This window comes from Archangium sp. (assembly GCF_036277355.1).
In the GTDB taxonomy this organism is placed as follows: Bacteria; Myxococcota; Myxococcia; order Myxococcales; family Myxococcaceae; genus Archangium.
This window is the reverse complement of sequence record NZ_DASUNC010000167.1, coordinates 50,553-73,144: the sequence shown is the minus strand read 5'-3', so window position 1 is coordinate 73,144 and position 22,592 is coordinate 50,553. Positions and strand designations below refer to the sequence as shown.

The following is a 22,592-nucleotide window of genomic DNA, read 5'->3' as shown; positions in this document are numbered from 1 at the left end:
CCTTCGAAGATCGCAGTTCCAAGGAGAGACATCATGTCGCAAGCCGTGAATCCCGAGTTCCGTACCAAGGTCGATGCGCTCCTCGATTCCATGATCGAGTCCGTCTACAAGGCCGCGCCGGCGGCGCGTTACCTCGCCAGCTCCAACCAGGTGGACCTGACGATGTTCAAGCGCCACACGGTGGAGACGATCCTCCGCATCCGCCTGGCGCGCGTGGCCGACAGCAAGGCGCTGTGCCTGTTCACCAAGACGGACCCGGTGGCCGCGCACAAGTGGGCCAAGTACACCGAGGAGGAGATGCTGCACGACCGGCTCTTCCTCAAGGACCTGACGAACATCGGGATGACCGAGGAGGAGGTCTACGGCACGGATCCGCTGCTGGCCACCAAGCTGCTGCAGGGCTACCTCTACTACACGCTCGAGCACGAGGGGCCCCGCGGCCTCATCACCAAGTCGTACTTCGTCGAGTACACCACCCGCAAGACGCAGGGCTCCTGGAACGAGAACATCAAGCGCTCGCTGGGTGACAAGGCCGTGCGCGGGGCCGAGGCGCACCTCAACTACGACGTGAACGAGGACCACTCGACCGACGTGTGGAACGTGCTGATGACGATGGTGAACGGCAAGCAGGACGAGGAGCGCGTGCTCTATCACCTCAACGTCTACTTCGGCCTGTTCAGCGCGTACCTGAACGAGCTGGCGAGCAAGACGAAGTCCGACCTGCTCCCCAACACCCAGAACGTCGCCACCACGGCGGTGCTCACCGCGCAGGACGTGGCGCAGAAGGCCTCGGCCGCCGCCAAGGCGTAACGGGCTCGTGCCAGGGCCCCGTCTCCGGAGGATGGAGGCGGGGCCTTCGTGTGTCAGCTCGCGAGCGGCGGGACCTCGGTGAGGGCGGTGGCCTCTCGGGGGCCCCGCTTCTTGCGCTCCAGGTACCAGCGGCGGAACGTCAGCGTGGCCCGGTCCGTCCCCACGCTGCGCTCCTCGGTCACCGGCGGCGCTTCCATCGGGCGGCTCGACTCCACCACCGCCTGGTCCTCCTTGAGGATGCGCTTGTTGAAGTGGTCGATCGCGGCCGCGAGCGGCTGGACCTTCAGGAAGTCGCGCGTGCTCACCAGCATCATCCGCGTGTGGCTCTCATCCACCGGCACGCACCACATGAACAGGTTCATGATGCGCTTGGGCACGGGAATGTTCAGCGACATGCCATTGGGCCGCAGCCAGTCCAGGAAGCCTTCCGAGCCTGCTCCATCCATGTCCGCCGAGGTGCGGAACCCCGTGGGCGTGGGGTGCACCTCGATCTCCATCCTCGAGTCCGGCTTCATCCGCTTCGCCAGCGCTCCACCGATGGTGCGCCGGTGCACGAAGGGCAGGTGCGGCGAGTCCAGCATGTTCTCCATCGCCCGCGTCCAGTGCGCGTTCCACGTCTCGGCGTAGTGCCACACGTGCACGCCCGGCTGCTCCATCACGGCGGGCACGGACAGCTCCTCCGGGGCCTCGGCTCCCGGGCGCGTGTAGACCCAGATGAGGCCTCCGCGCTCCTGCACCGGGAAGGCCGTGGCGGCGTAGCGCTGGCGCTTCTCCTCGGGCATGGGGTTGAGCGGAATGTGCGTGCACGCCCCGCCCGAGGCGAAGCGCCACCCGTGGAAGGGGCACTCCAGGCACCCGTCCTTGCCCACCTTCCCCAGCGACAGCCTCACCCCGCGGTGCGGACACTGGTCATGCAGCGCCGACACCCGGCCCTGGGCGTCCCGGAAGAGCACGAGCCGCTCCCCCGCCAGCGTCAGTGCGTAGGGCGCCTTGCGCACCTCCTTCGACATCGCCACCGGCGTCCATACGTCCGCGAAACCCTCGTCGGCGAAACCGTCCAGCATGAAGTCCTCCCGCAGGTACCGCTCCGGGTATAGAATATTCACGTTGGTTTATTTAATTTCAAGTCGAAGTGCGTCGGAGCGCGGCCCCCGACCGGGCGGAGAGTGGATTTCATACCCCACGCGGGTTATTCAGAACGCATGGCCCGGGTGAAGGGAAGCCGCAACGCCGACTACGAGAAGGAGCGCGAGCGCCTGCTGCACGCCGTGCGCGAACGCCTGCTCGCGAAGGACGGGGCGCAGGCGAGCTTCCGCGAGCTGGCCGAGGTGGCCGGGGTGAGCGTGGCCACGCTGCGTCACTACTTCGGCTCGCGCGAGGCGCTGCTGTCGGAGGTGATGGCGGACATGCACCAGCGCGGCCTGCCCTACCTGCACGCCACCGCCACGGAGTTCCACGGCCCGGTGCGCGAGTCGCTCCAGTGGTTGCTCCAACAGTTCCTCGTGGGCTGGCGCGCCGGGGTGGGGGAGGTGCACGCCTTCGGCCTCACCTCGAGCCTGGGCCACGAGAAGCTGGGCCCCGTCTACGTGCAGGAGTTGCTGGAGCCCACGCTGCAGGCCACCGAGGCCCGGTTGTCCCGCCACATCGCCGACGGGGAGCTGCGCCGCTGCGACGTGCGCCACGCCGCGCTGGAGCTGGTGTGCCCGGTGGTGCTCGGCATGTTGCACCAGGTGCAGCTCGCGGGCTCGCGCTGCCGTCCGCTGGACGTGGAGCGCTTCCTGGAGGACCACCTGGACACGTTCCTCCGCGCCTACGCTCCGGAGCCCGAGCCGCTCAAGGCACGCCGAGGATGAGCCCGAGCGTGGCCAGCGTCATCGCCGTGCCCTGCTTCGCGAGCGCGGGCGGAATGTCGAGGATGACGGGCCGCTCCGGCACGCCTCCGCAGCTGCGCGAGCCCACGTAGCTCCCGTCCTTCGTGGCCTTCAAGTCGTAGCTGCACGCGCCCACCGTCCCGGTGAGCTCCTCCGCGCTGATGTTCAGCTCCGAGACGCGGCCGTAGAAGGAGCCCCGCGCGTGGGTGACGCCGTCGTGGTCCTCGAAGCTCAACCGCGTCAGCTCCCGGCCCACGGTGCCTCCCAGCTCCTTGCCGTTGAGGCCGAGGAACACCGTCTGGCCGAAGGCCCTCCCGCGCAGCGTCTTTCCATCCCGCGAGAGCTGGAGGTCCGGGCTGGAGATGCTGTCGCCCGTCACGCGCGCCGTGATGGCGGCGTTCGGGGTGCGCAGGTAGAGGTACTGGTCCCAGCCCTGAGCGGCCGCCGTTCCCATTGCGAGCAGGGCGGTCATCCCGAGCGCTCGACCGATTCGCTGGGTGTACGAGGAATTCATGCGGGGAGGATAGGAATGGAGGCACTCCCGTGTGCCGGACCCCCGGCCGCCCGCTCGTGGGGAGGAGGGGATGGCGTGCTCCGCCAGGACGGCACGGCGAGCGGCCGCCCGGTTGCCGGGCGCGCCCGGTGTGGGGGCCGTCATCCTCCTCGTGAGTGGAGGGCTCGCGTCCGCGCCCTGTTCACGGGTTGTCCTGGCCCGAGGAAGCGTTGCCCCTGCTTCCTCTCCGGCGGTACCCTGCGTCCGTGCCTTCCTCGTCCCAAGGCCGGGCCACCTCCGGGCCCCTGCGTGTCCTCTTCGTGGCGGACGATCCCGTGCTGCGCGACACCGCCCGCAGGGAGCTGTCGCCGGCCTTCGAGCTGCTCCCCGTCAACACCTTCTCCCTCGCCCTGCCCCTGCTCGACCTCGAGCCGGCGCCCACCGCCGTCGTCATCGACATGGGGCTGGCGGACGCGAAGGGCGCGGCGGACTTCCTCGCCGCCCTGGTGGAGCGCGGCTACCCCGGTCCGCGCGTTCTTTTGTCCACCAAGTTCCGCCCCGAGGAAGCCTCCACCCTCAGCCAGGCCAGCATCATCCACTTCGCGCTCGCCACGCCGTGGGCCGCCGGGGAGCTGCGCGCCTTCGTGGAGGCCGCGCTCGGCTTCCGCCCCTTCCCGAGCGCGCTTCACGCCATCTGATGTCTGGTGGCAGGCAGCCCATCGCGCTCCGCCATGATGTCCTGCGCGCGCCCGGGCTTCGCATTATCCTGGCGCCGTCCCCCGAGAGTGTCCCGGTTCCGAAGAAGCGTGGTGCCCCGTGTCGTCGTGGTGGAAGGTTGCCAAGAGGAAGCTCCGGCGCGCGCGCGTGCGATTGCTGCGCGGCTCGGGAGCTCCGGGTGAGATCGCCGGTGGCATGGCGCTCGGCTTGTTCATCGCCGTGCTGCCCGTCATGGGCCTCCAACTGCCCCTGGCCCTCGCCGCCTCCGAGCTGGTGCGCCGGCTGACGCACTTCCAGCTCTCGCGCGTCGCCGCCGCCGCGGGCGTGTGGCTCAACAACCCCGTCACCGCCGCCCCCGTCTACGGCCTGTGCTACCTCATCGGCCGCCCCATCGCGCACCGCCTCCTCCCGGCTTCCCCCCAGGGCGTGGCGACGGCCAGCGCCTTGGACTTGAGCGCGCTGTCCCTCTCCGGACCGGATGCGCTCGAGGTGGGGCTCGGCCTCGTCATCGGCGGCGTCGTGCTGGGCGTGCCCACCGCCTGGCTCGGCTACCGCATCACCTACGGCATGGTGTCCCGCCACCAGGCCGATCGCGAGCAGCGCCGGGCTCGCAGGGCGCGCGGCCTGAAGCTCGCCCCCGAGGTGTAGGCGGCCCGCCCGGGAGAGACCGTGATTCCGTCCCGGCTGTAGCAGGCCCGCTGAAAAAGCGGTTGTCGCATTTGAACCCACATGCGCCGGGGCACTACGATTTTCACCAGGTGACACTTTGTCACCTGGGAGTGACCCGAGGTGACCGGGCGCTCCGGCGTGGATGCCGGGGTGGATTCTCAGGTCGCGAGAAGTCTCGGAGACGCTCCCCGTCCCGCTGTCGTACGCAAAGGGAGCTCCCCCACGTGAGAAGGTTGGTTGCCACGCTGTCAGGGCTGGCGCTGGTGTTGTCGGGTACAGGCGCCGCGGCCCGGTCGTTGCCGAACTACGATGCACTGCAGGACGTGAAACCCACGGGCCCGAGCTTCAGGCCGGTGGAGGAGCCGGGTGCGCGCGTTGCCCATCAGGACGAGCGGACGGGTTCGCCCACGTTCCTCTGGGTCAACAAGGGCAGTCCCCCGGCGCGGTTGATGGCGCCCTTCGCGCGCATGGCGCCGGGGGAGGCCGCCCTGGCGCAGCTCTCCGAGCACGCCAGCCTCTACGGCCTGAGCTCCCTCGAGTCGGCGGGGGCGCGGGTGCAGTCCGTCAGCCAGAACGAGCAGGGCGTCAAGGTGGTGACGATCGCCCAGGAGGCCGCGGGCATCGAGGTCTTCCGGCAGTCGCTCCGCCTGCTGCTCAACCGGAGCAATGACCTGGTGGCCGTCTCCGGCACCCTCTCCAAGCATGTCTCCGCGGACGTGCCCGCCTCGCGCGTGCGCTTCCAGCTGACGGCCTCCGAGGTCATCGCCCTGGCCTACCAGGACCTGACGGGGCACGCGCTGGACAAGAGCCTGCTCGCGCCGGTGGACACGAAGCTGGAGACCGGCCGCTACTCGCACTACGAGCCGGTGTCCTACGCGCGCCCGCTGACGGAGCAGTTCCTGCTGCCGGCCCGGGCCAAGCAGGTGCTCTACTCGCTGCCGGGCGGACTCGTGCCCGCGTACTACGTGGAGCTCAACACGGGACGCGCGGACAGCAAGGAGTCGGACTACTACGCGTACGTCGTGTCCGCGGCGGATGGCCGGCTGCTGCTGCGCAACAACCTGACGGCGGACGCGGAGTACAGCTACCGCGTCTTCGCGGACGCCACGCCGCCGTACACCCCGCATGACGGCCCCTCGGGCACCCAGGCCACGCCGCACCCCACGGGCACGCCGAGCGGCTTCTTCCCGGCGTTCGTGCCGCCCTCGCTGGTCACCCTGCGGAACGCTCCCTTCAGCCAGAACGATCCCTGGCTGCCGGACGGCGCCACGGAGACCACCGGTAACAACGTGGACGCGTACGCGGACCTCGTCGCGCCGGACAACTACAACGCGGGAGACCTGCGTCCCTCCGTCACCGCGCCGGGCGTGTTCGACCGGACCATGCGCTTCGACATCGAGCCGAACGCCGATGCGGAGCAGATCGCCGCGGCCACCACCAGCCTGTTCTTCCTGAACAACTGGCTGCACGACTGGTTCTACGACTCGGGCTTCGACGAGGCGTCCGGCAACGCGCAGACGGACAACTACGGCCGCGGAGGCCTGGGCGGCGACGCCATCCGCGCGCAGGCGCAGGACTACAGCGGCCTCAACAACGCGAACATGTCCACGCCGGCGGACGGCAGGTCCCCGCGCATGCAGATGTACCGCTTCTCCGGCCGCGACGCGCGCGTGACGGTGAACGCGCCCGAGAGCATCGCGCGTGACTTCGCGGCGGGTATCGCCGGGGGCTTCGGTCCGCAGTCCTTCGACACCACCGGGGACGTGGTGGGGGCGCAGGACGGCGTGGCCACCAGCACCGACGCGTGCACCGCGCTGTCCAACGCGGCGGAGGTGGCCGGGAAGATCGCCCTGATCGACCGTGGCAACTGCGACTTCACCGTCAAGATGACGAACGCGCAGAACGCGGGGGCCATCGGCGTCATCCTCGTGGACAACGTGGACGGTCTGCGCTCGAACATGGGCGGCACCTCCACCACCATCACCATTCCCTCGCTGCGCCTCACGATGGCGGAGGGCAAGGTGCTGCGCGAGGCCACCGGCGTCAACGTGCGGCTGTACCGCGCGGCGGCTCCGTACCTGGACGGCACGGTGGACAACATCATCGTGGCGCACGAGTGGGGCCACTACATCAGCAACCGCCTCATCGGCAACGCGGCCGGTCTGGTCAACAACCAGGGCCGCGCCATGGGGGAGGGCTGGGGTGACTTCACCGCGCTGCTGATGGTGACGCGCGCGGAGGACGCCCTGGTGGCCTCCAACGCGAACTGGAACGGGGCCTACGCCGCGGCCGAGTTCGCCACGCGTGGCAGCTCCCCGGACTCCGCCTTCTTCGGCATCCGCCGCGTGACGTACTCGGCGGACATGGCCCGGAACGCGCTGATGTTCCGCCACATCTCCGATGGCGTGGCGCTGCCCACCTCGGCGCCCATCTCCCCGGGCGGCGTCAACTCCCAGGTCCACAACTCCGGTGAGGTGTGGGCCACCATGCTGTGGGAGTGCTACGTGTCGCTCCTGCGCGCGCATCCGTTCGAGGAGGCGCAGCGCCGCATGAAGAGCTACCTGGTGAACGGGTTCAAGATGACGCCCGTGGCGCCCACCTACCTGGAGGCGCGTGACGCCATCATCGCGGCGGCCAACGCCAACGACCCGGCCGACGGCGAGCGCTTCTGGGCGGCCTTCGCCCGGCGCGGCGCGGGCGTGGGCGCGGTGGCTCCGGACCGCTACTCCACCAACCACGCCGGCGTGGTGGAGAGCTTCAGCGTCGGGACGAACCTGGAGCTCGTCTCCGCCGTGTTCGCCGATGACCTGGCGACCGGCTCCTGCGACAAGGACGGCGTCCTGGACAACGGGGAGACGGGCCGCATCATCGTCACCGTGCGCAACTCGGGCTCGAAGGAGGCCAGCAACACCAGCGTCACCGTGTTCTCTCCCTCCGCGGGCGTGACGGTGGGCAACGGCGGCTCCATGCGCTTCCCGGTGATTCCCGTGGGCGGGCAGGCCGAGGTGTCCGTGCCCGTGACGCTGCGCGGCGCGACGAAGGGACAGGTCGTCAACTTCAGCCTCGCCTTCCGTGACGAGGCCCAGGCGATTCCGGGGGACAAGGTCCACGCGTTCGGCCTCGAGACGCAGTACGACGAGGCGCCCGCCACCACCGCCACGGAGACGGTGGAGGGCCGGACGCTGCCGTGGGGCTTCGAGTCCGACACCACGCTGACCCCGGGCTCCTTCCAGGTCGTCGAGTTCATCGCCGACCTCAACCGGGCCTTCTTCGGCCCGAACCTGGGCGCCCCGGGCGACATCCGCCTCGTCACCCCGCCGCTGGAGGTGAGCGCCACGGAGCCGCTCGTCCTCTCCTTCCGTCACGCGTATGACCTCGAGTTCGACGCCACCGGCTACTACGACGGTGCCGTCATCGAGCTCTCCAGCGATGGAGGGGCGACGTGGGTGGACATCGGTGACTCGCTGTACACCGGTACGATCATCAACACCACGACGGGCAAGAACCCGTTGAAGGGCCGCCGCGGCTTCGTGGGGACCTCGGCGGGCTTCCCCACGCTGGCGCCCGCGACGCTGGACCTGGGGACCGCCTACGCGGGCCAGACGGTTCAAATCCGCTTCCGCATCGGCTCCGACGACGCCGCGGCGCGCACGGGCTGGTTGCTGGATGACCTGGCCTTCACCGGCATCATCGGCACGCCCTTCACGAGCATCGTCGGCGAGGACGGCGTGTGCATGAACCGTCCGCCCGTGGCCAACGCGGGCACGGACCTGACGGCGAACGAGCGCTCGCGCGTGACGCTGTCCGGCAGCGCGTCGGACGTGGATGGGGACAGCGTGAGCTACAGCTGGGCGCAGGTGTCCGGCCCGGCGGTGACGCTCACGGGCGAGGACACGGCCACCCCGTCCTTCACGGCCCCCGAGGTGACGGGTGACAGCGACGTGGTGCTGCGGCTGACCGTCAGCGACGGCACCCTCACCGCCAGCGACACCGTGACGGTGCGCGTGCTGAACGTCAACCGCGCGCCCACGGTGAACGCGGGCCTGGATGGCTCGGCCAGCGAGCGCGGCGGCTACACGCTCTCCGGCTCCGCGAGCGACGCGGACGGCGACACCCTCAGCTTCCTCTGGACGCAGGTGTCCGGCACGCCGGTGGCGCTGAGCAACTACGACAAGGCGTCCGCCACCTTCGCCACGCCGGAGGTCGCGTTCGACGAGGTGCTCACCTTCCGCCTGACGGTGAGCGACGGGCAGAGCAGCGTCAGCGACACGGTGGACGTGGCCATCCACGACGTGAACCGCGCGCCGGTGGTGACGGCGTCCTCGGTGACGGTGGATGAGCGCAGCACCGCCACGCTCGAGGCCACCGCCTCGGACGCGGACGGGGACACGCTGAGCTACAGCTGGACGCAGCTGACCGGTACGGCGGTGACGCTCTCCGGGGCCAACACGGCCCGGGCCACCTTCTCCACGGGCGAGGTGAGCGCCGACAGCGTGCTCACCTTCCGCGTGACGGTGAGCGACGGCCGGGCCACGGCCACCCAGGACGTGGTGGTGAACGTGCGCCAGGTCAACCGCGCGCCGGCCGTGAACGCGGGCGTGGATGGCTCCGTGAACGAGCGCGAGTCCTACACGCTCTCCGGCTCCGCGAGCGACCCGGACGGGGACACGCTGAGCTACAGCTGGGTGCAGGTGTCCGGCACGCCGGTGGCGCTGAGCGGTGCCACCTCGGCCTCCGCCACCTTCACCGCGCCGGACACGGCGTCCGGTGAGACGCTCACCTTCCGCCTGACGGTGAGCGACGGCAAGGTGACCAGCAGCGACATGGTGAGCGTGACGGTGAATGACGTGAACCGCGCGCCAGTGGTGACGGCGTCCTCGGTGACGGTGGACGAGCGCAGCACCGCCACGCTCGAGGCCACCGCCTCGGACGCGGACGGGGACACGCTGAGCTACAGCTGGACGCAGGTGTCCGGCACGGCGGTGACGCTCTCCGGGGCCAACACGGCCCGGGCCACCTTCTCCACGGGCGAGGTGAGCGCCGACAGCGTGCTCACCTTCCGCGTGACGGTGAGCGACGGCCGCGGCGCCACGGCCACCCAGGACGTGGTGGTGAACGTGCGCCAGGTCAACCGCGCGCCCACGGTGAACGCGGGCGTGGACGGCGTCGTCAACGAGCGCGCGTCCTATACGCTCTCCGGCTCCGCCAGCGACGAGGACGGCGACACGCTGAGCTACAGCTGGGTGCAGGTGTCCGGCACGCCGGTGGCGCTGTCCGGTGCCACCTCGGCCCGGGCCACCTTCACCGCGCCGGAGACGGTGTCCGGTGAGACGCTCTCCTTCCGCCTGACGGTGAGCGACGGCCAGAGCAGCGCCAGCGATACGGTGAACGTGGTGGTGGACACGGTGAACCGCGCGCCGGTGGTGACGGTGCCCGCGGTGACGGTGGACGAGCTCAGCACCGCCACGCTCGAGGCCATCGCCTCGGACGCGGATGGTGACAGGCTGACCTATAGCTGGACGCAGCTGACCGGCACGCCGGTGGTGCTCTCCGGGGCCGACACGGCCCGGGTCACCTTCTCCGCGGGCGAGGTGAGCGCCGACAGCGTGCTCACCTTCCGCGTGGAGGTGTTCGATGGCTTCACCACCGCCAGCTCCGACGTGGCGGTGACGGTGCGCAACGTCACCGTCAACCGCGCGCCCACGGTGAACGCGGGTGTGGATGGCACCGCGAACGAGCGGAGCGTCTACACGCTGAGCGGCTCCGCGAGCGACGTGGACGGTGACGCTCTCAGCTACGCCTGGGTGCAGGTGTCCGGTACCCCGGTGGCGCTGACCGGTGCCAGCACGGCGTCCGCCAGCTTCATCGCGCCGGAGACGGCTTCCGGCGAGACGCTCTCCTTCATGCTGACGGTGAGCGACGGCAAGCTGTCCGCCAGCGACACGGTGGACGTGGTGGTCAACGACGTGAACCGCGCGCCGGTGGTGACGGCGTCTCCGGTGACGGTGGACGAGCGGAGCACCGCCTCCCTCGTGGCCATCGCCTCGGACCCGGACGGCGATGCGCTGACCTACGCCTGGACGCAGCTGACCGGCCCGTCGGTCACGCTCTCCGGCGCCAACACGGCGACGGCCACCTTCGCCACCGGCGAGGTGCCCTCGGACCGCGTGCTCACCTTCCGCGTGACGGTGAGCGACGGCAAGGCCTCGGCCACCCGTGACGTGTCGGTGACCGTGCGCAACGTCAACCGCGCGCCCGTGGCCAGGGCGGGGACCGCGCTCTCCGCGGTGTCCAATGCCACCGTCAACCTCGACGGCAGCACGAGCGCGGACGCCGATGGCGGCACCCTGACGTACCAGTGGACGCAGGTGGGGGGTCCGTGGGTGACGCTGGCGGGGGCGGACACCGCCACGCCGTCCTTCACCGCTCCGGCCGTGAGGTCCAACACCGACCTCGTCTTCCGGCTGGTGGTGCGGGATGGCTCGCTCTCCAGCGAGCCCTCGACGGTGACGGTCACCGTCTCGCCCGCCGACAACCAGGCGCCCGTGGCCCGCGCCCGCATCCTCCTCTCCGGCAGCCAGGAGTCCATGACGCTCGATGGCTCGGCCTCCAGCGATGGGGAGGGGGACGCGCTCACCTACAGGTGGGAGCAGATCAACGGCCCGTCCGTGCAGTTCAGCAACGCCAACCAGGCGGTGCTGAACGTGGACGTGCCCGCGACCGGTACCTACAGCTTCCGTCTCACCGTGACGGATGCCCGCGGGGCCTCGCACAACGCCACCGTGGAGGCCACGGCCACGCTGTCCACCTCCACGCCGGAGCCGGGCGGCTGCTCCTCCACCGGCACGGGCGCCCCGGCCAGCGTGCTCGGCCTGGCGCTCCTCGGCCTGCTGCGCCGCCGCCGCTGGTTGAACTGACAGACCGCTGAACTGTCGTGCCCCGGCGGCCGGCCCCTGTCACCCAGGTGCCGGCCGCTGGTGTTTCGTGGGCCCGTGAGGTGCTCCCACTTCAGTGGCCGAACGAGTTGTACCTGCACCCGGAGTTGATCGGCTCCGAATGTCCGCCCATGTCGTGCGGGACGCCGACCTCCACCGTGCCCGTGCACGTCCTGCCCTTGCTGTCCTTCGCCGTGAAGGTGATGCAGTACACGCGCCCGTCTTCCCGGCCGCTGCGCTCCGCTCGCACCTGCACCCGATCCCGGTAGTCGCCCACCCACTTCGCGTCCGGTGCCGTGTCACCGTCACCCAGGCCATCCACGGGCTCGTCCTGCAGCACCTTCTTGATGGTCACCTTGAAGGACTTTCCGTACTCGTCCTTCCCGCTCAGCGTGACGGTGTGGAGCTTGTGGTTCGGCGGCCAGAGCAGCTTCGGGTCCGCCTTCACGCTCTTGCAGGAGGAGTCGTCCCACTGCGCGCTCACGCCGTCTCCGTCGTCCAGCGTCAGCTCCTCCTGCTCGTCGAGGGGGTCCTCCTCCTCCATCGGGCCACCGCAACCCGAGACTCCCAGCATCGCCACCAGCGTGAAGAGCGCCGTCTTCGTCCAGGTTCCCCGCATGTCCCTTCCCTCCGTGCCGCATGCTGGCGGGCCGAGTCGAGGTGCCCGCCTCCTGTCTTCAGGGTGGGGACCCGGAGGTGCCCTCTTCCATGGGGCGACGGGGTGGGGGCTCTGCTCCCGCTCTCACGCGTGAATTGCACTCGCGGGCGGGAGGAACGCTCCTCCGCACGCCTGCTCAGTCCCGGGCAGTCACGGACGCCTGGACAGCTCGCCATCGCCTGGGTGCTCGCGCGCCAGCCCGGCTTCGTTCCCGTCGTGGGCGCGAAGACCGTGGCTCAGCTCGAGGACTCGCTCGGGGCGCTGTCGCGGACCTTGTCGAAGGCGGACCTCGCCGCCCTCGATTCCATCGTGACCATCTCGGGTGAACGGTACGGCGCGGAACAGATGAAGCACCTCGACAGTGAGCGCTCCGCGCATCCGTAACGCGGAGCGTCGTGTCGCTCGGCGAAACCCGGGAGCCACTGGGGCGCACACGGAGTCAAAACCCGGGGGCCGTGGCACCCTCACCCCGTCCCTCTCCCGAGGGGAGAGGGGTTCTTGGGGAACCTGGGAACATGGCGTCCTGGGGTTGTTTGCGGTGCCTGGCTTCTGGTGGGGTGCTGGATTGACTCACTTGTCAAAGTGACCGGCTCGTCGTCTGCTCCCGCTCCGCAAGGAGACTGAATGGGCAACGAGCTTCGTTTCGACGGGAAGGTCGCCATCGTCACCGGTGCCGGTAACGGCCTGGGCCGCTCTCACGCGCTGCTGCTCGCGAGCCGTGGAGCGAAGGTGGTCGTCAATGACCTCGGCGGTTCCAGCACCGGCGGCGGCCGCGGCTCCGAGGCCGCCGACAAGGTGGTCGCTGAAATCAAGGCCGCTGGTGGCGAGGCCATCGCCAACTACGACTCCGTCGAGGACGGCGCGAAGATCGTCCAGTCCGCGCTCGATACGTGGAAGCGCGTGGACATCGTCATCAACAACGCCGGCATCCTCCGCGACACCAGCTTCCAGAAGATGACCGAGCAGGACTGGGAGCTCATCTACCGCGTCCACGTGCTCGGCGCCTTCCGCGTCACCCAGGCCGCCTGGCCCCACCTGCGCGACCAGGGCTACGGCCGCATCCTCTTCACCGCCTCCGCCGCCGGCATCTACGGCAACTTCGGCCAAGCCAACTACAGCATGGCCAAGCTCGGCCTCGTCGGCTTCGCCAACACCCTCGCCATCGAGGGCCGCAAGAAGAACATCCTCGTCAACGCCATCGCCCCCATCGCCGGCAGCCGCATGACCGAGACCGTCCTCCCCAAGGAGGTCGTCGATGCGCTCCGCCCCGAGTACGTCAGTCCGCTCGCCGCCTGGCTCTGCCACGAGGACTGTCAGGAGACCGGTGCCCTCTTCGAGGTCGGCGGCGGCTTCATGGCCAAGCTGCGCTGGGAGCGCACGCGCGGCAAGGTGTTCAAGCTCGGCCGCGCCATCACTCCCGAGGCCGTCCAGAAGTCCTGGGAGTCCATCACCGACTTCACCGGCGCCACCCACCCCACCGACGTGGCGGGCGGCATGCAGCCCGTCATGGACAACCTCACCTCCCAGAGCAAGGGCGGTAACGAGCTCATCGACGTCGACGCCGCGCTCGGCTACGAGTTCCCCGAGACGCGCTCCGCCTATGACGAGCGCGACCTCTCGCTCTACGCCCTGGGCGTGGGCGCCGCGCAGGATCCGCTCGACACGAAGGAGCTCCAGTACGTCTACGAGCTCCACGGCGAGGGCTTCCGCCCGCTGCCCACCTACGGTGTCATCCCCGCCCTCAACTCCGTCCTGAAGATGTCCGCCGAGGGCAAGCAGGCCCCGGGCCTCAACTACGGCCTGGACCGCGTCCTCCACGGCGAGCAGTACACGGAGCTGCTCCGCCCGCTGCCCGCCAAGGCCACGCTGCGCCACAAGGGCCGCATCAAGGACATCTTCGACAAGGGCAAGAACGCGCTCGTCGTCACCGAGGTCACCAGCTACGACGCGCAGACGGGCGAGCCGCTCGTGCGCAATGAGATCACCACCTTCGTCCGTGGCGCGGGCGGCTGGGGCGGCGAGCGTGGGCCGGTGACGGACATTCCTCCTCCGGAGCGCGCGCCCGACGCCGTCATCACCGAGAAGACGCACGAGAACCAGGCGCTCCTCTACCGGCTGTCCGGAGACTGGAACCCGCTGCACGCCGACCCCGAGTTCGCCCGGAACTTCGGCTTCCAGAAGCCCATCCTCCACGGCCTGTGCACCTTCGGCTACGTGGGCCGCCACGTCATCAAGGCCTTCGCCAATGGCGACCCGCGCCTCTTCAAGAGCATCCGCGTGCGCTTCGCCGACACCGTGCTGCCCGGCGAGACGCTCCGCACCGAGATGTGGAAGGACGGCGAGCGCGTCATCATCCGCTGCAAGGTCGTCGAGCGCGACAAGGTCGTCATCAGCAACGCCGCCGTGGAGCTCCACAAGGAGGTTCCCTCGGCCCAGGCGAAGCCCGCCGCGCAGGCGAGCGCTCCCGCCGCGGCCGGTGGAAGCTCCGCCAGCGCGAAGGTGTTCGGCGCCATCCGCGCCTACGTGGCCCAGCACCCCGAGCTCGTCGCCAAGGTGGCCAACGTCTACCTCTTCAAGCTCACCCAGCCGGACAGCACCTGGACCCTGGACCTGAAGAACGGCGCGGGCTCGGTGCAGGAGGGCGCGCAGGGCAAGGCCGACTGCTCGCTGGAGCTCACCGACGCGGACTTCCTCGCCATGACCTCCGGCAAGGCCGATCCGCAGAAGCTCTACTTCGGCGGCAAGCTCAAGATCACCGGCAACGTCATGGCCTCGCAGAAGCTCGGCTTCCTCGCGAAGGTGGGCCCCGCGGGGGATGCTCCCGCGAAGGCGGCCGCGGCTCCGGCTCCGGCCTCGGGCAGCGAGAAGACGGGCAACGGCCGTGCTCCCGCCATCTTCAAGGCGCTCGGCGAGCGGCTGGCGCAGAAGCCCGAGCTGGCCCGCGAGCTGGGCGCCGTCATCCAGTTCCACGTCACCGAGCCCCAGGGCTCCTGGGTGGTGGATGGCAGGGACACTCCCGGCGTGCGCGAGGGGAAGGCCGGCAAGGCGGACCTGACGCTTCGCCTCTCGGACGAGGACCTGGCGGCCCTGGTGCAGGATCCGCAGGCCGTGCAGCGGCTCTACCAGCACGGCAAGCTGCGGGTGGACGGAGATGTCCGGGTGGCCTCGCGCCTGGGCTTCCTCAAGCAGCTCATCTGACGGTCACGTGAACCCACACGAAAAGGAACAACAACCATGGGACGTCGAGTCAATGTCATCGGAGTGGGGATGGTGAAGTTCGCCAAGCCGGGCGCCAGCGAGGAGTACGACGTCATGGCCTCCAAGGCGGCCCAGGCGGCCATCAAGGACGCGGGCATCTCCTATGGCGACATCCAGCAGGCCTATACCGGTTACGTCTTCGGTGACAGCACCTGTGGCCAGCGCGCCGTGTACTCGGTGGGCCTCACCGGTATCCCCGTCATCAACGTGAACAACAACTGCTCCACCGGCTCCACCGCGCTCTACCTCGCGCGCCAGGCCGTCGAGGGCGGCATGGCCGAGTGCGTCCTCGCGCTCGGCTTCGAGAAGATGGAGAAGGGCGCGCTCGCCTCCAAGTTCGACGACCGCGCCAATCCGCTCGAGCGCCACGTGGACACCATGAACCGCGCCCAGGGCATGAACCAGTCGCCCTTCGCCGCGCAGATGTTCGGCGGCGCCGGCCGTGAGTACCGCTGGAAGTACGGCACGAAGCGCGAGACCTTCGCCAAGATTTCGGAGAAGGCCCGCAAGCACGCGAGCAAGAACCCCTTCGCGCTCTTCACCCAGACGCTCTCGGTGGAGGAGATCCTCGCCTCGGACGAGGTCTTCGATCCGCTCACCCGCTACCAGTGCTGCCCGCCCACGTGCGGCGCCGCCGCGGCCATCGTCTGCTCGGATGAGTTCGCCCGGAAGCTGGGGCACTCCAACCCCGTGTACATCGCCGCCCAGTCGATGACCACGGACCTGCCCTCCAGCTTCGGCGACAGCATGATCAAGATGGTCGGCTTCGACATGGCGGCCCTCGCCGCGAAGCAGGTGTACGAGAAGTCGGGCCTCGGCCCCGAGGACGTGGACGTCGTCGAGCTGCACGACTGCTTCACCGCCAACGAGCTGCTCACCTACGAGGCGCTCGCCCTGTGCAAGGAGGGCGAGGCGGAGAAGTTCATCTGGGACGGGGACAACACCTACGGCGGGAAGTTCGTCACCAACCCCTCGGGCGGGCTGCTCTCCAAGGGCCACCCGCTGGGTGCCACGGGGCTCGCGCAGTGCACGGAGCTCGTCTGGCAGCTTCGGGGCCAGGCCGAGCAGCGCCAGGTCGAGGGCGCCCGCGTGGCGCTGCAGCACAACCTGGGCCTCGGCGGTGCGTGCGTGGTGACGATGTACCGCCGCGACTGAGCGGGCAGGCGGGCGATGGCGGCCCGCGTCACACCTGGCGCTCTCCCTCTCCATCCCTCCTGGACGACGGCACCGAGAGGGAGAGTGGCCATGGCCGATACCTTCACCGCTTCGACGCTCGCTTGCGGCTCTGATTGCAAGGACGGACAGCACAAGCCCCGGAACACGGGCGAGGCGCTGCTCTGCATGAAGAAGGAGCTGGAGCAGCTCTACGCGCGCAATGATGGCCGCGCCATCTTCCTGCGCGCCTACTTCGTGATGACCACGCAGGTGAACGCGGCGGTCCATGGGACGGGGGACTTCGAGCAGACGGGCCCCATCTTCTTCGACCCCGCCTGGGTGGACAGGCTCGCGGGCCGGTTCGCGGCGCTCTACTTCGAGTCCCTCACGCGCTCGCGTGCGTGCTCCCCCGACAACAAGCCCATCTGCGCGGCCTGGGGGATGGCGATGGAGCAGGCCGCCCGGCGCCGGCCGAGCATCCTTCTGTGCATGCTGCTCGGCATCAACGCGCACATCAACTTCGACCTGGCCCAGGGCATTCATGAGATCGTCCGGGAGGATCTGCGGCGCCTACGGCAGGAGTTGAAGGATCCGGAGACGCGGGACCGCCGGGTCGCGGAGCAGATGGCGCGGTGGAAGTTCGACCATGACCAGATGAACAACGTCCTCGTGCGCACCAACCCGAAGATCCAGGAGATTCTGGGCCGGGAGTTCCGGGGGGCCATGAGGCTCTTGAGCAGGATGGGCGGACAGCTCGACGAGCTGCTCACCAGCGCGGGGCTGCGGTACTACCGCGACCGTGTCTGGAACAACGTGCTCGGGTTGCTGGCGGCCGGACCGGAGGAGTTCGAGAAGGTGAAGCTGCGGCTGGGCTGGGAGTCCCAGCAGATGGCGGAGTTCCTCCTCGAGGGCGGCTGGCTGAACAACGCGGTGTTCCGGCTGGACAGGGGCCTGCGCCGGGGGCGCTTCGAGGGCAGGTTCCAGCCCGGCCTGGATGGGGTGGAGGTCCACGCGGCGGGACGTCTGGACCACCGGCTCCAGCGGCCCTTCTGATGGGGAGGCCCCCTGAAGGGGGGCTCACAGAGGCTGTGTTGCGCCTATGCTCGGCCGCACCCGCGATGGCTACTGAGCAACCGTCCACCCCGCGCTTCTTCGTGCTCGAGCACGAGGCGTGGGGAGCCCACGACACGATGTTCGACAGGGCTTCTCCTGCCAATTTCGCAGCGGCCCCTCGGTGCCCGGTGTGCGGAACCATCCTCGGCATGCGGCTGTGGCTGCCGCCCTACCAAGGCGAAGTGGAACTGTATGGCAAGGCCTTCGGCGACTTCATGGACGGGCCGGCCTATGACATCCTCATCTCCGAGCGCATGGCCGAGGCCTTCCGGGCAGACGGGCTGACCGGGTTGCAAGGCTTCCACCCGGTGGAGGTGACGCGCGTGCGCGTCAGGCGCAAGAATCCGCAACCTCTCGAGGTGCCTCGTTACTTCGTTGCCAGTCCCTGTTTCGGCCGAGCCGCCGTCGATGAGGCGCGCAGCCGCTTGCGCATTCGCGAGCCCATGACCTGCGCCGAGTGCCGCTCCATCGCAGTGAATTCCATCCATGGCCTCTCGCTGATGCCGGGCACCTGGGCGGGCGAGGACGTGTTCCGCCCCCGGGGCATCCAGGGTTTCATCTTCGTCTCCGAGCGTTTCGCCTCTTTCGTCCAACGCCATGCGCTGACGAACATGAAGTTGATTCCCACGGAGGAGTTCGTCTGGGATACGTCGCGCCTGGGCCCCCCACCAGACGCTTCTGGCTCCCATTAGTGGGCATGGTGCTCCGGGGGGACGGCCCCCAGTGCCTCCCGGGCCCGTTGCTCGAAGGCGCGGGCCCCCTGCTCGTGGGCCACCTGGATGGCGCGCAGGAAGCACTCGCGCGCGTCCAGCTCGTGGCCGAGCTCCCGCAGCGCCTCGCCTCGCAGCCGGTGCAGCTCCGCCTCGTAGAAGTGCTGGCCCTCCGTGGGTGCCCGCTCCAGCGCCTCGTTGAGGAGCGCCAGCGCCTCGTGCGGCTGTCCCAGCTTCAGGTGCAGCTCCGCCAGCAGGCCGAGGTCGTGGTGGAACAGGCCGGCGCTGATCCCCGGTCCCCTCCAGGCCGCGATGCCCTCACGGATGAGCTTCAGCCCCGCGTGCGCCTGTCCCAGCTCGGCCAGGGCCCAGCCGTGGATGAGCGTGGCCCAGATCTCCGAGGCCCGGAAGCCGTGCTCGTGCGCGAGGGAGATCGCCTGGGCGGACCACTCCAGGGCACACCGGGCCTCGCGGCGCAGCTGGCAGGCCACGCAGATGTAGTTCAGCACGGTGGCCGTCGTGTGCGGGTGGCCGATGCGCCGTGCCAGCTCCAGCGCCTCCTGGCTGGAGCGCCAGGCCTCCTGCTCGCGGCCGAGCGCCGAATACACCATGGCCCCGAAGGCCAGCGTCGTGGCGCGTGGGTTGATCCACTGTTTCTCGGCGATGGCCCGGTGCGCCTCGAGCGGCAGGTCCGGGCAGGCCAGTCCCCGCTCCACGTGCTCCCGCGCGGCGGCCAGCTCTCCCCAGATGTAGAAGGTGGCCGCCATCATCCGGTGTCCCAGCGCGAGCAGCTCCATGTCCTGGTGGCGCTCGCCCTGTGCCACGAGCTGTCCCGCGAGCTCGTGCGCCACGCCGTACTCGGCGCGCGAGAACGAGTAGACGAAGAGCCCCCAGTAGGACAGTTGCAGCCGCGGCAGTGCCTCGCCCACCTGGTGGATGAGCTCGCGCGCCCGAGCGTACGTGCGCTCCACCTCCGGCGAGCGGTAGCCCTGCACCTGGGCCAGCGGGATGCCCAGGGCGATGAGCAGCCGCAGCTCCTCCTGCATCCGCTCCGGTGTGTCCGGCTGCAGGCGCAACAGCCGCAGGGCCTGCTGGAAGTGGCTCACCGCTTCCTGGTTGGCCGAGCGCACGCTGGCGCGCTGTCCGGCCTGGAACCAGTAGCGGATGGCTGGCGCGTCCTCACCGGCCTCGGTGTAGTGGTGGGCGAGCAGCTCCGGCTGCGTCTGGCGCACCTCGGGGGACTGCTCCAGCAGGGCCTCGGTGATGCGGTGGTGCAGCTTGCGGCGCGCGCTTCGCGGCAGCGACTGACAGGCCGCGTCCTGCATGAGGGCATGACGGAACCGGTAGCCTGGCCCCGCCCGCTCGTGGAGGGGCTGCAGGAGTCCGGCCTCGATCAGTCCCTCCAGGTCGCGCTGGAGCGCCGCTGGGCTCCGCCGGGTCAACGTGGCCAGCAGCGCGTGCGAGAAGCTGCGCCCGATGGCCGCGCACTCCTGGGCCAGTGATTTCTGCCGGGGAGGCAGGAGATCCAACCGCGCCAGCAGCAGCTCGTGCAGGGTGATGGGGATGGCGTCCGGGGTGCCGCGCTCCAGCACCATGTGTGTCAGCTCCTCCACGAAGAGGGGGACGCCATCCGTCCGGGCCACCAGTTGCTGGACCACCTCGGGGGGCAGGCCGCGGCCTCCCGCCGCCTCGCGCACCAGGGCCGCGGTGTGCTCCGGAGACAGCCGCTCCAGCACGAGCCGGTGCAGCCGCGGGTGGATGGGCCAGGGCGGGTGGAAGTCGGGCCGGGCGCTGAGGACGAAGAGGATGCGCTGGGGCTCCACGCGCTCCACGAGGTACTCGAGCAGCTCCAGCGTGGAGGGGTCCGCCCAGTGCAGATCCTCCACCACGGCGAGCACCGGGTGCTCCCGGGCCACGCTCGACAGCAGCGACGCCAGCGCCTCCAGGGTGCGCTCCTTGCGCCGCTCCGGCGAGAGCTGGAGCGGAGGCCGCTCCTCGGACTCGGGCAGGGACAGCAATTGCCCCAACAAGGACACGTGCTCCGCGGAGAGCCCCAGGGACTCCGGCCATACCGCGTGAGAGGCGAAGAGGCGGCGCAGCACCTCGATGATGGGTTGGAAGGCACTGGTGCTGGACTGCGGCCAGCACTGGCATTGGAAGTGGATGCAGAAGTCCTGGCAGACGCGCGCGTGCAGCTCCTGGATGAGCCGGGACTTGCCGACCCCCGGCTCGCCGGTGACGAGCACGAAGCCGTCCTGGCCCCGCCGCGCCCTCTCCCAATACGTGAGCAGCCGTTGCAGCTCCTGCTCGCGTCCCACCAGCGGCGTGAGGCCCCCGGTGACGATGGCCTTCTCGAAGCGGTACGACGCGGGCCGCTCGCTCAGCACGCGGTACAGCCCCAGGCGCGACGTCCCCGACAGGCCCTCGTAGACGAAGGTGCCGAGCGGCTCGGCCTCGAACCTCCCGCGCACCAGCGCCCAGGTGGCCTCGCTGGCGGTCACGGTGTGGGGCCCGGCCTGGGCCGCCAGCCAGGTGACCACCTTCGGGGCCTCGCCCTGGAGCACGAGCGTCCGGTTGCCGTGCTCGCGCGTGGGCTCGCTCAGCGTCACCTGGTCCGTGTGCAGGCCCACCTTCACCGCCAGCACGTCCGAGGCGAGCCGGGGCAGCTTGCGCTGGAGCGCGGCGGGCAGCTCGCGGGCCAGCGCCAGCCCCGCCTGCACCGCGTGCTCCGAGTCGTTCTCGCGCACCAGCGGGTAGCCGAAGCAGGCCAGCACCTCGTCACCCATGGCCAGGACGATGGAGCCCCCGTACCGCTGGACGAGCTCCGCGCTCCGTTGGTGGAAGGCCTCCTCCAGCTCGCCGATGTCCTCGGCGTCCAGCACCTGCCCGGGCATGGCCAGTCCCGTCAGCCGGCACGCCACCAGCGTCACCTGCCGCCGCTCGGGCCTCACGCGGCGCGGGGCCTGCCAGCGCATCCCGAGCGACTCCCTCACCTCGCGCAGCTCCTCGACGAGCTCCTGCCCCGTCTGGAAGCGCCGCTCGGGCGCCTTGGCCAGCATCGTGCGCAAGAGCGGCTCCACCTCCCGGGGCAGCTCCGGGTGGTGCTCGCGCACGGATGGGACGGGCTCGGCCGAGAGCACCCGGGCCCGCAGCTCCTGCAGGCTGGCGCTCGGGTAGGGCGTGCCCCCGGTGAGCATCTCGTACAGCACGATGCCGGTGGACCAGATGTCCGTGCGCTCGTCCTGCCGCTCGCTCCGCCATTGCTCCGGCGCCATGTAGGCCGGCGTGCCGGCGTTGGGCAGGTCCTCGAAGCCCGGCGCGCTGCCCTCCTCCAGCAGCCACGCCAGGCCGAAGTCGAGCAGCTTCACCTCGCCCTGCTTCGTGAGGAAGACGTTGCTCGGCTTGAGGTCGCGGTGGATGACGTGGTGCTCGTGAGCGTGGGCCAGCCCCGCGGCGATGCCCGCCAGGAGGGCGAGGGCGCGCCGGGGCTCCAACCGGGGCTCGCGTTGCAGCAGCGCCGAGAGGGACTCGCCCCGCAGGCACTCCATGATGAGGAAGGGGACGCGCGGCTCCCAGGCGGCGCCCACCCACTCGGACGTGTCGAAGAGGCGGACGATGTTCGGGTGGGCGAGCTGCGCGATGGCCAGGGCCTCCTGCCGCAGCAGGGAGAACAGCTGGCGCTCGTCCAGGGGCGTGCCGGGGAGCAGGAATTTGAGCGCCACCTCGCGCCGCAGCCGCGCGTCCCAGGCGCGGAACACCCGGCCCATGGAGCCACCGCCGAGCGGCTCGAGAATCTCGAACCGCTGGCCGTCCTTCCCGCCCAACCGCTCGCCGAGCGCGGGGATGCGCAGCAGGGCGGACTCCTGGGAGACGGCCTGGAGCAGGTCATCCCCGAAGTCCGAGTCCTCGAACCCGGAGCCCGAGCCGTCTCCATCGCCAGTGCGACCGGTGTTTCCCGGCATGGTCTTCCCCCAGCATCCCGGCACCCGGCATGGCTGGGCCCCAAGGTAGAGAGCGTCCAGACCCCGGGCAATGCAAGTGGCCCGGCGGGGCAGGAAGGCGTTGGCCATCCACTCCCTGGAGAGAGTCCCGTCGCGGGCCGGGTGACTTCCGCCAGGCGGTTCGCACCGGGGATGGAGCGGGCTTCTACAAGGGTTGTGCACCGAGCACCGGGTCCGTCCATCCCCGGCTGGCGGGCCAGTC

The 22,592-nt window shown here is 70.0% G+C and carries 14 protein-coding genes; 10 read left to right on the top strand and 4 right to left on the bottom strand.

The genetic code is table 11. From position 1 onward, the window contains the following. Nucleotides 1-33: 33 nt before the first annotated feature. On the top strand, nt 34-810 hold the full coding sequence (locus VFZ09_RS41260; RefSeq protein WP_329733288.1) for a hypothetical protein: 777 nt from the start codon (nt 34-36) through the stop codon (nt 808-810). 53 nt (nt 811-863) lie between these two features. Here the strand turns inward: VFZ09_RS41260 and VFZ09_RS41255 are convergent, their stop codons facing one another. Next, nucleotides 864-1,874, bottom strand: a complete 1,011-nt coding sequence (locus tag VFZ09_RS41255) for an aromatic ring-hydroxylating dioxygenase subunit alpha (protein WP_329733287.1) — start codon at nt 1,872-1,874, stop codon at nt 864-866. 138 nt (nt 1,875-2,012) lie between these two features. Between VFZ09_RS41255 and VFZ09_RS41250 the strand changes: the two genes are divergently transcribed. After that, the gene (locus tag VFZ09_RS41250; protein WP_329733286.1) at nt 2,013-2,663 is read left to right on the top strand and encodes a TetR/AcrR family transcriptional regulator; all 651 of its coding nucleotides are present in this window, start codon (nt 2,013-2,015) and stop codon (nt 2,661-2,663) included. Here VFZ09_RS41250 and VFZ09_RS41245 read toward each other — a convergent pair. Then, nucleotides 2,644-3,153, bottom strand: a complete 510-nt coding sequence (locus VFZ09_RS41245) for a hypothetical protein (protein ID WP_329733285.1) — start codon at nt 3,151-3,153, stop codon at nt 2,644-2,646. The genes VFZ09_RS41250 and VFZ09_RS41245 overlap by 20 nt on opposite strands. A gap of 287 nt (nt 3,154-3,440) precedes the next feature. Here VFZ09_RS41245 and VFZ09_RS41240 point away from each other — a divergent pair, with 287 nt between their 5' ends. The 3 genes from VFZ09_RS41240 to VFZ09_RS41230 all read left to right on the top strand — a co-directional run bounded on the left by VFZ09_RS41240 (nt 3,441) and on the right by VFZ09_RS41230 (nt 11,477). After that, nucleotides 3,441-3,872, top strand: coding sequence for a hypothetical protein (locus tag VFZ09_RS41240; protein ID WP_329733284.1), 432 nt, complete (start codon nt 3,441-3,443; stop codon nt 3,870-3,872). Between the two features lie 118 nt (nt 3,873-3,990). Then, nucleotides 3,991-4,539, top strand: coding sequence for a DUF2062 domain-containing protein (locus VFZ09_RS41235; RefSeq protein WP_329733283.1), 549 nt, complete (start codon nt 3,991-3,993; stop codon nt 4,537-4,539). A 245-nt stretch (nt 4,540-4,784) separates the two neighbouring features. Beyond that, nucleotides 4,785-11,477 (top strand): myxosortase-dependent M36 family metallopeptidase, encoded by a 6,693-nt coding sequence (locus VFZ09_RS41230; protein ID WP_329733282.1) that lies wholly within the window; start codon nt 4,785-4,787, stop codon nt 11,475-11,477. Nucleotides 11,478-11,568: 91 nt separating this feature from the next. Here the strand turns inward: VFZ09_RS41230 and VFZ09_RS41225 are convergent, their stop codons facing one another. Continuing rightward, nucleotides 11,569-12,114, bottom strand: coding sequence for a hypothetical protein (locus VFZ09_RS41225; protein ID WP_329733281.1), 546 nt, complete (start codon nt 12,112-12,114; stop codon nt 11,569-11,571). A gap of 129 nt (nt 12,115-12,243) precedes the next feature. Here VFZ09_RS41225 and VFZ09_RS41220 point away from each other — a divergent pair, with 129 nt between their 5' ends. The 5 genes from VFZ09_RS41220 (at nt 12,244) to VFZ09_RS41200 (ending at nt 18,371) form a co-directional block, all read left to right on the top strand. Continuing rightward, complete coding sequence (locus VFZ09_RS41220; protein ID WP_329733280.1) at nt 12,244-12,537, top strand: aldo/keto reductase; 294 nt, start codon at nt 12,244-12,246, stop codon at nt 12,535-12,537. A gap of 240 nt (nt 12,538-12,777) precedes the next feature. Then, entirely contained in the window at nt 12,778-15,351 is a 2,574-nt protein-coding gene (locus tag VFZ09_RS41215; protein ID WP_329733279.1) for a peroxisomal multifunctional enzyme type 2, read from the top strand. 36 nt (nt 15,352-15,387) lie between these two features. After that, complete coding sequence (locus tag VFZ09_RS41210) at nt 15,388-16,566, top strand: lipid-transfer protein (RefSeq protein WP_329733278.1); 1,179 nt, start codon at nt 15,388-15,390, stop codon at nt 16,564-16,566. Between the two features lie 90 nt (nt 16,567-16,656). Beyond that, on the top strand, nt 16,657-17,619 hold the full coding sequence (locus VFZ09_RS41205) for a DUF5995 family protein (RefSeq protein ID WP_329733277.1): 963 nt from the start codon (nt 16,657-16,659) through the stop codon (nt 17,617-17,619). Nucleotides 17,620-17,684: 65 nt separating this feature from the next. After that, on the top strand, nt 17,685-18,371 hold the full coding sequence (locus tag VFZ09_RS41200) for an imm11 family protein (RefSeq protein ID WP_329733276.1): 687 nt from the start codon (nt 17,685-17,687) through the stop codon (nt 18,369-18,371). Here the strand turns inward: VFZ09_RS41200 and VFZ09_RS41195 are convergent. Further along, the gene (locus VFZ09_RS41195; RefSeq protein ID WP_329733275.1) at nt 18,368-22,351 is read right to left on the bottom strand and encodes a protein kinase domain-containing protein; all 3,984 of its coding nucleotides are present in this window, start codon (nt 22,349-22,351) and stop codon (nt 18,368-18,370) included. The genes VFZ09_RS41200 and VFZ09_RS41195 overlap by 4 nt on opposite strands. Between the last annotated feature and the right edge of the window lie 241 nt (nt 22,352-22,592).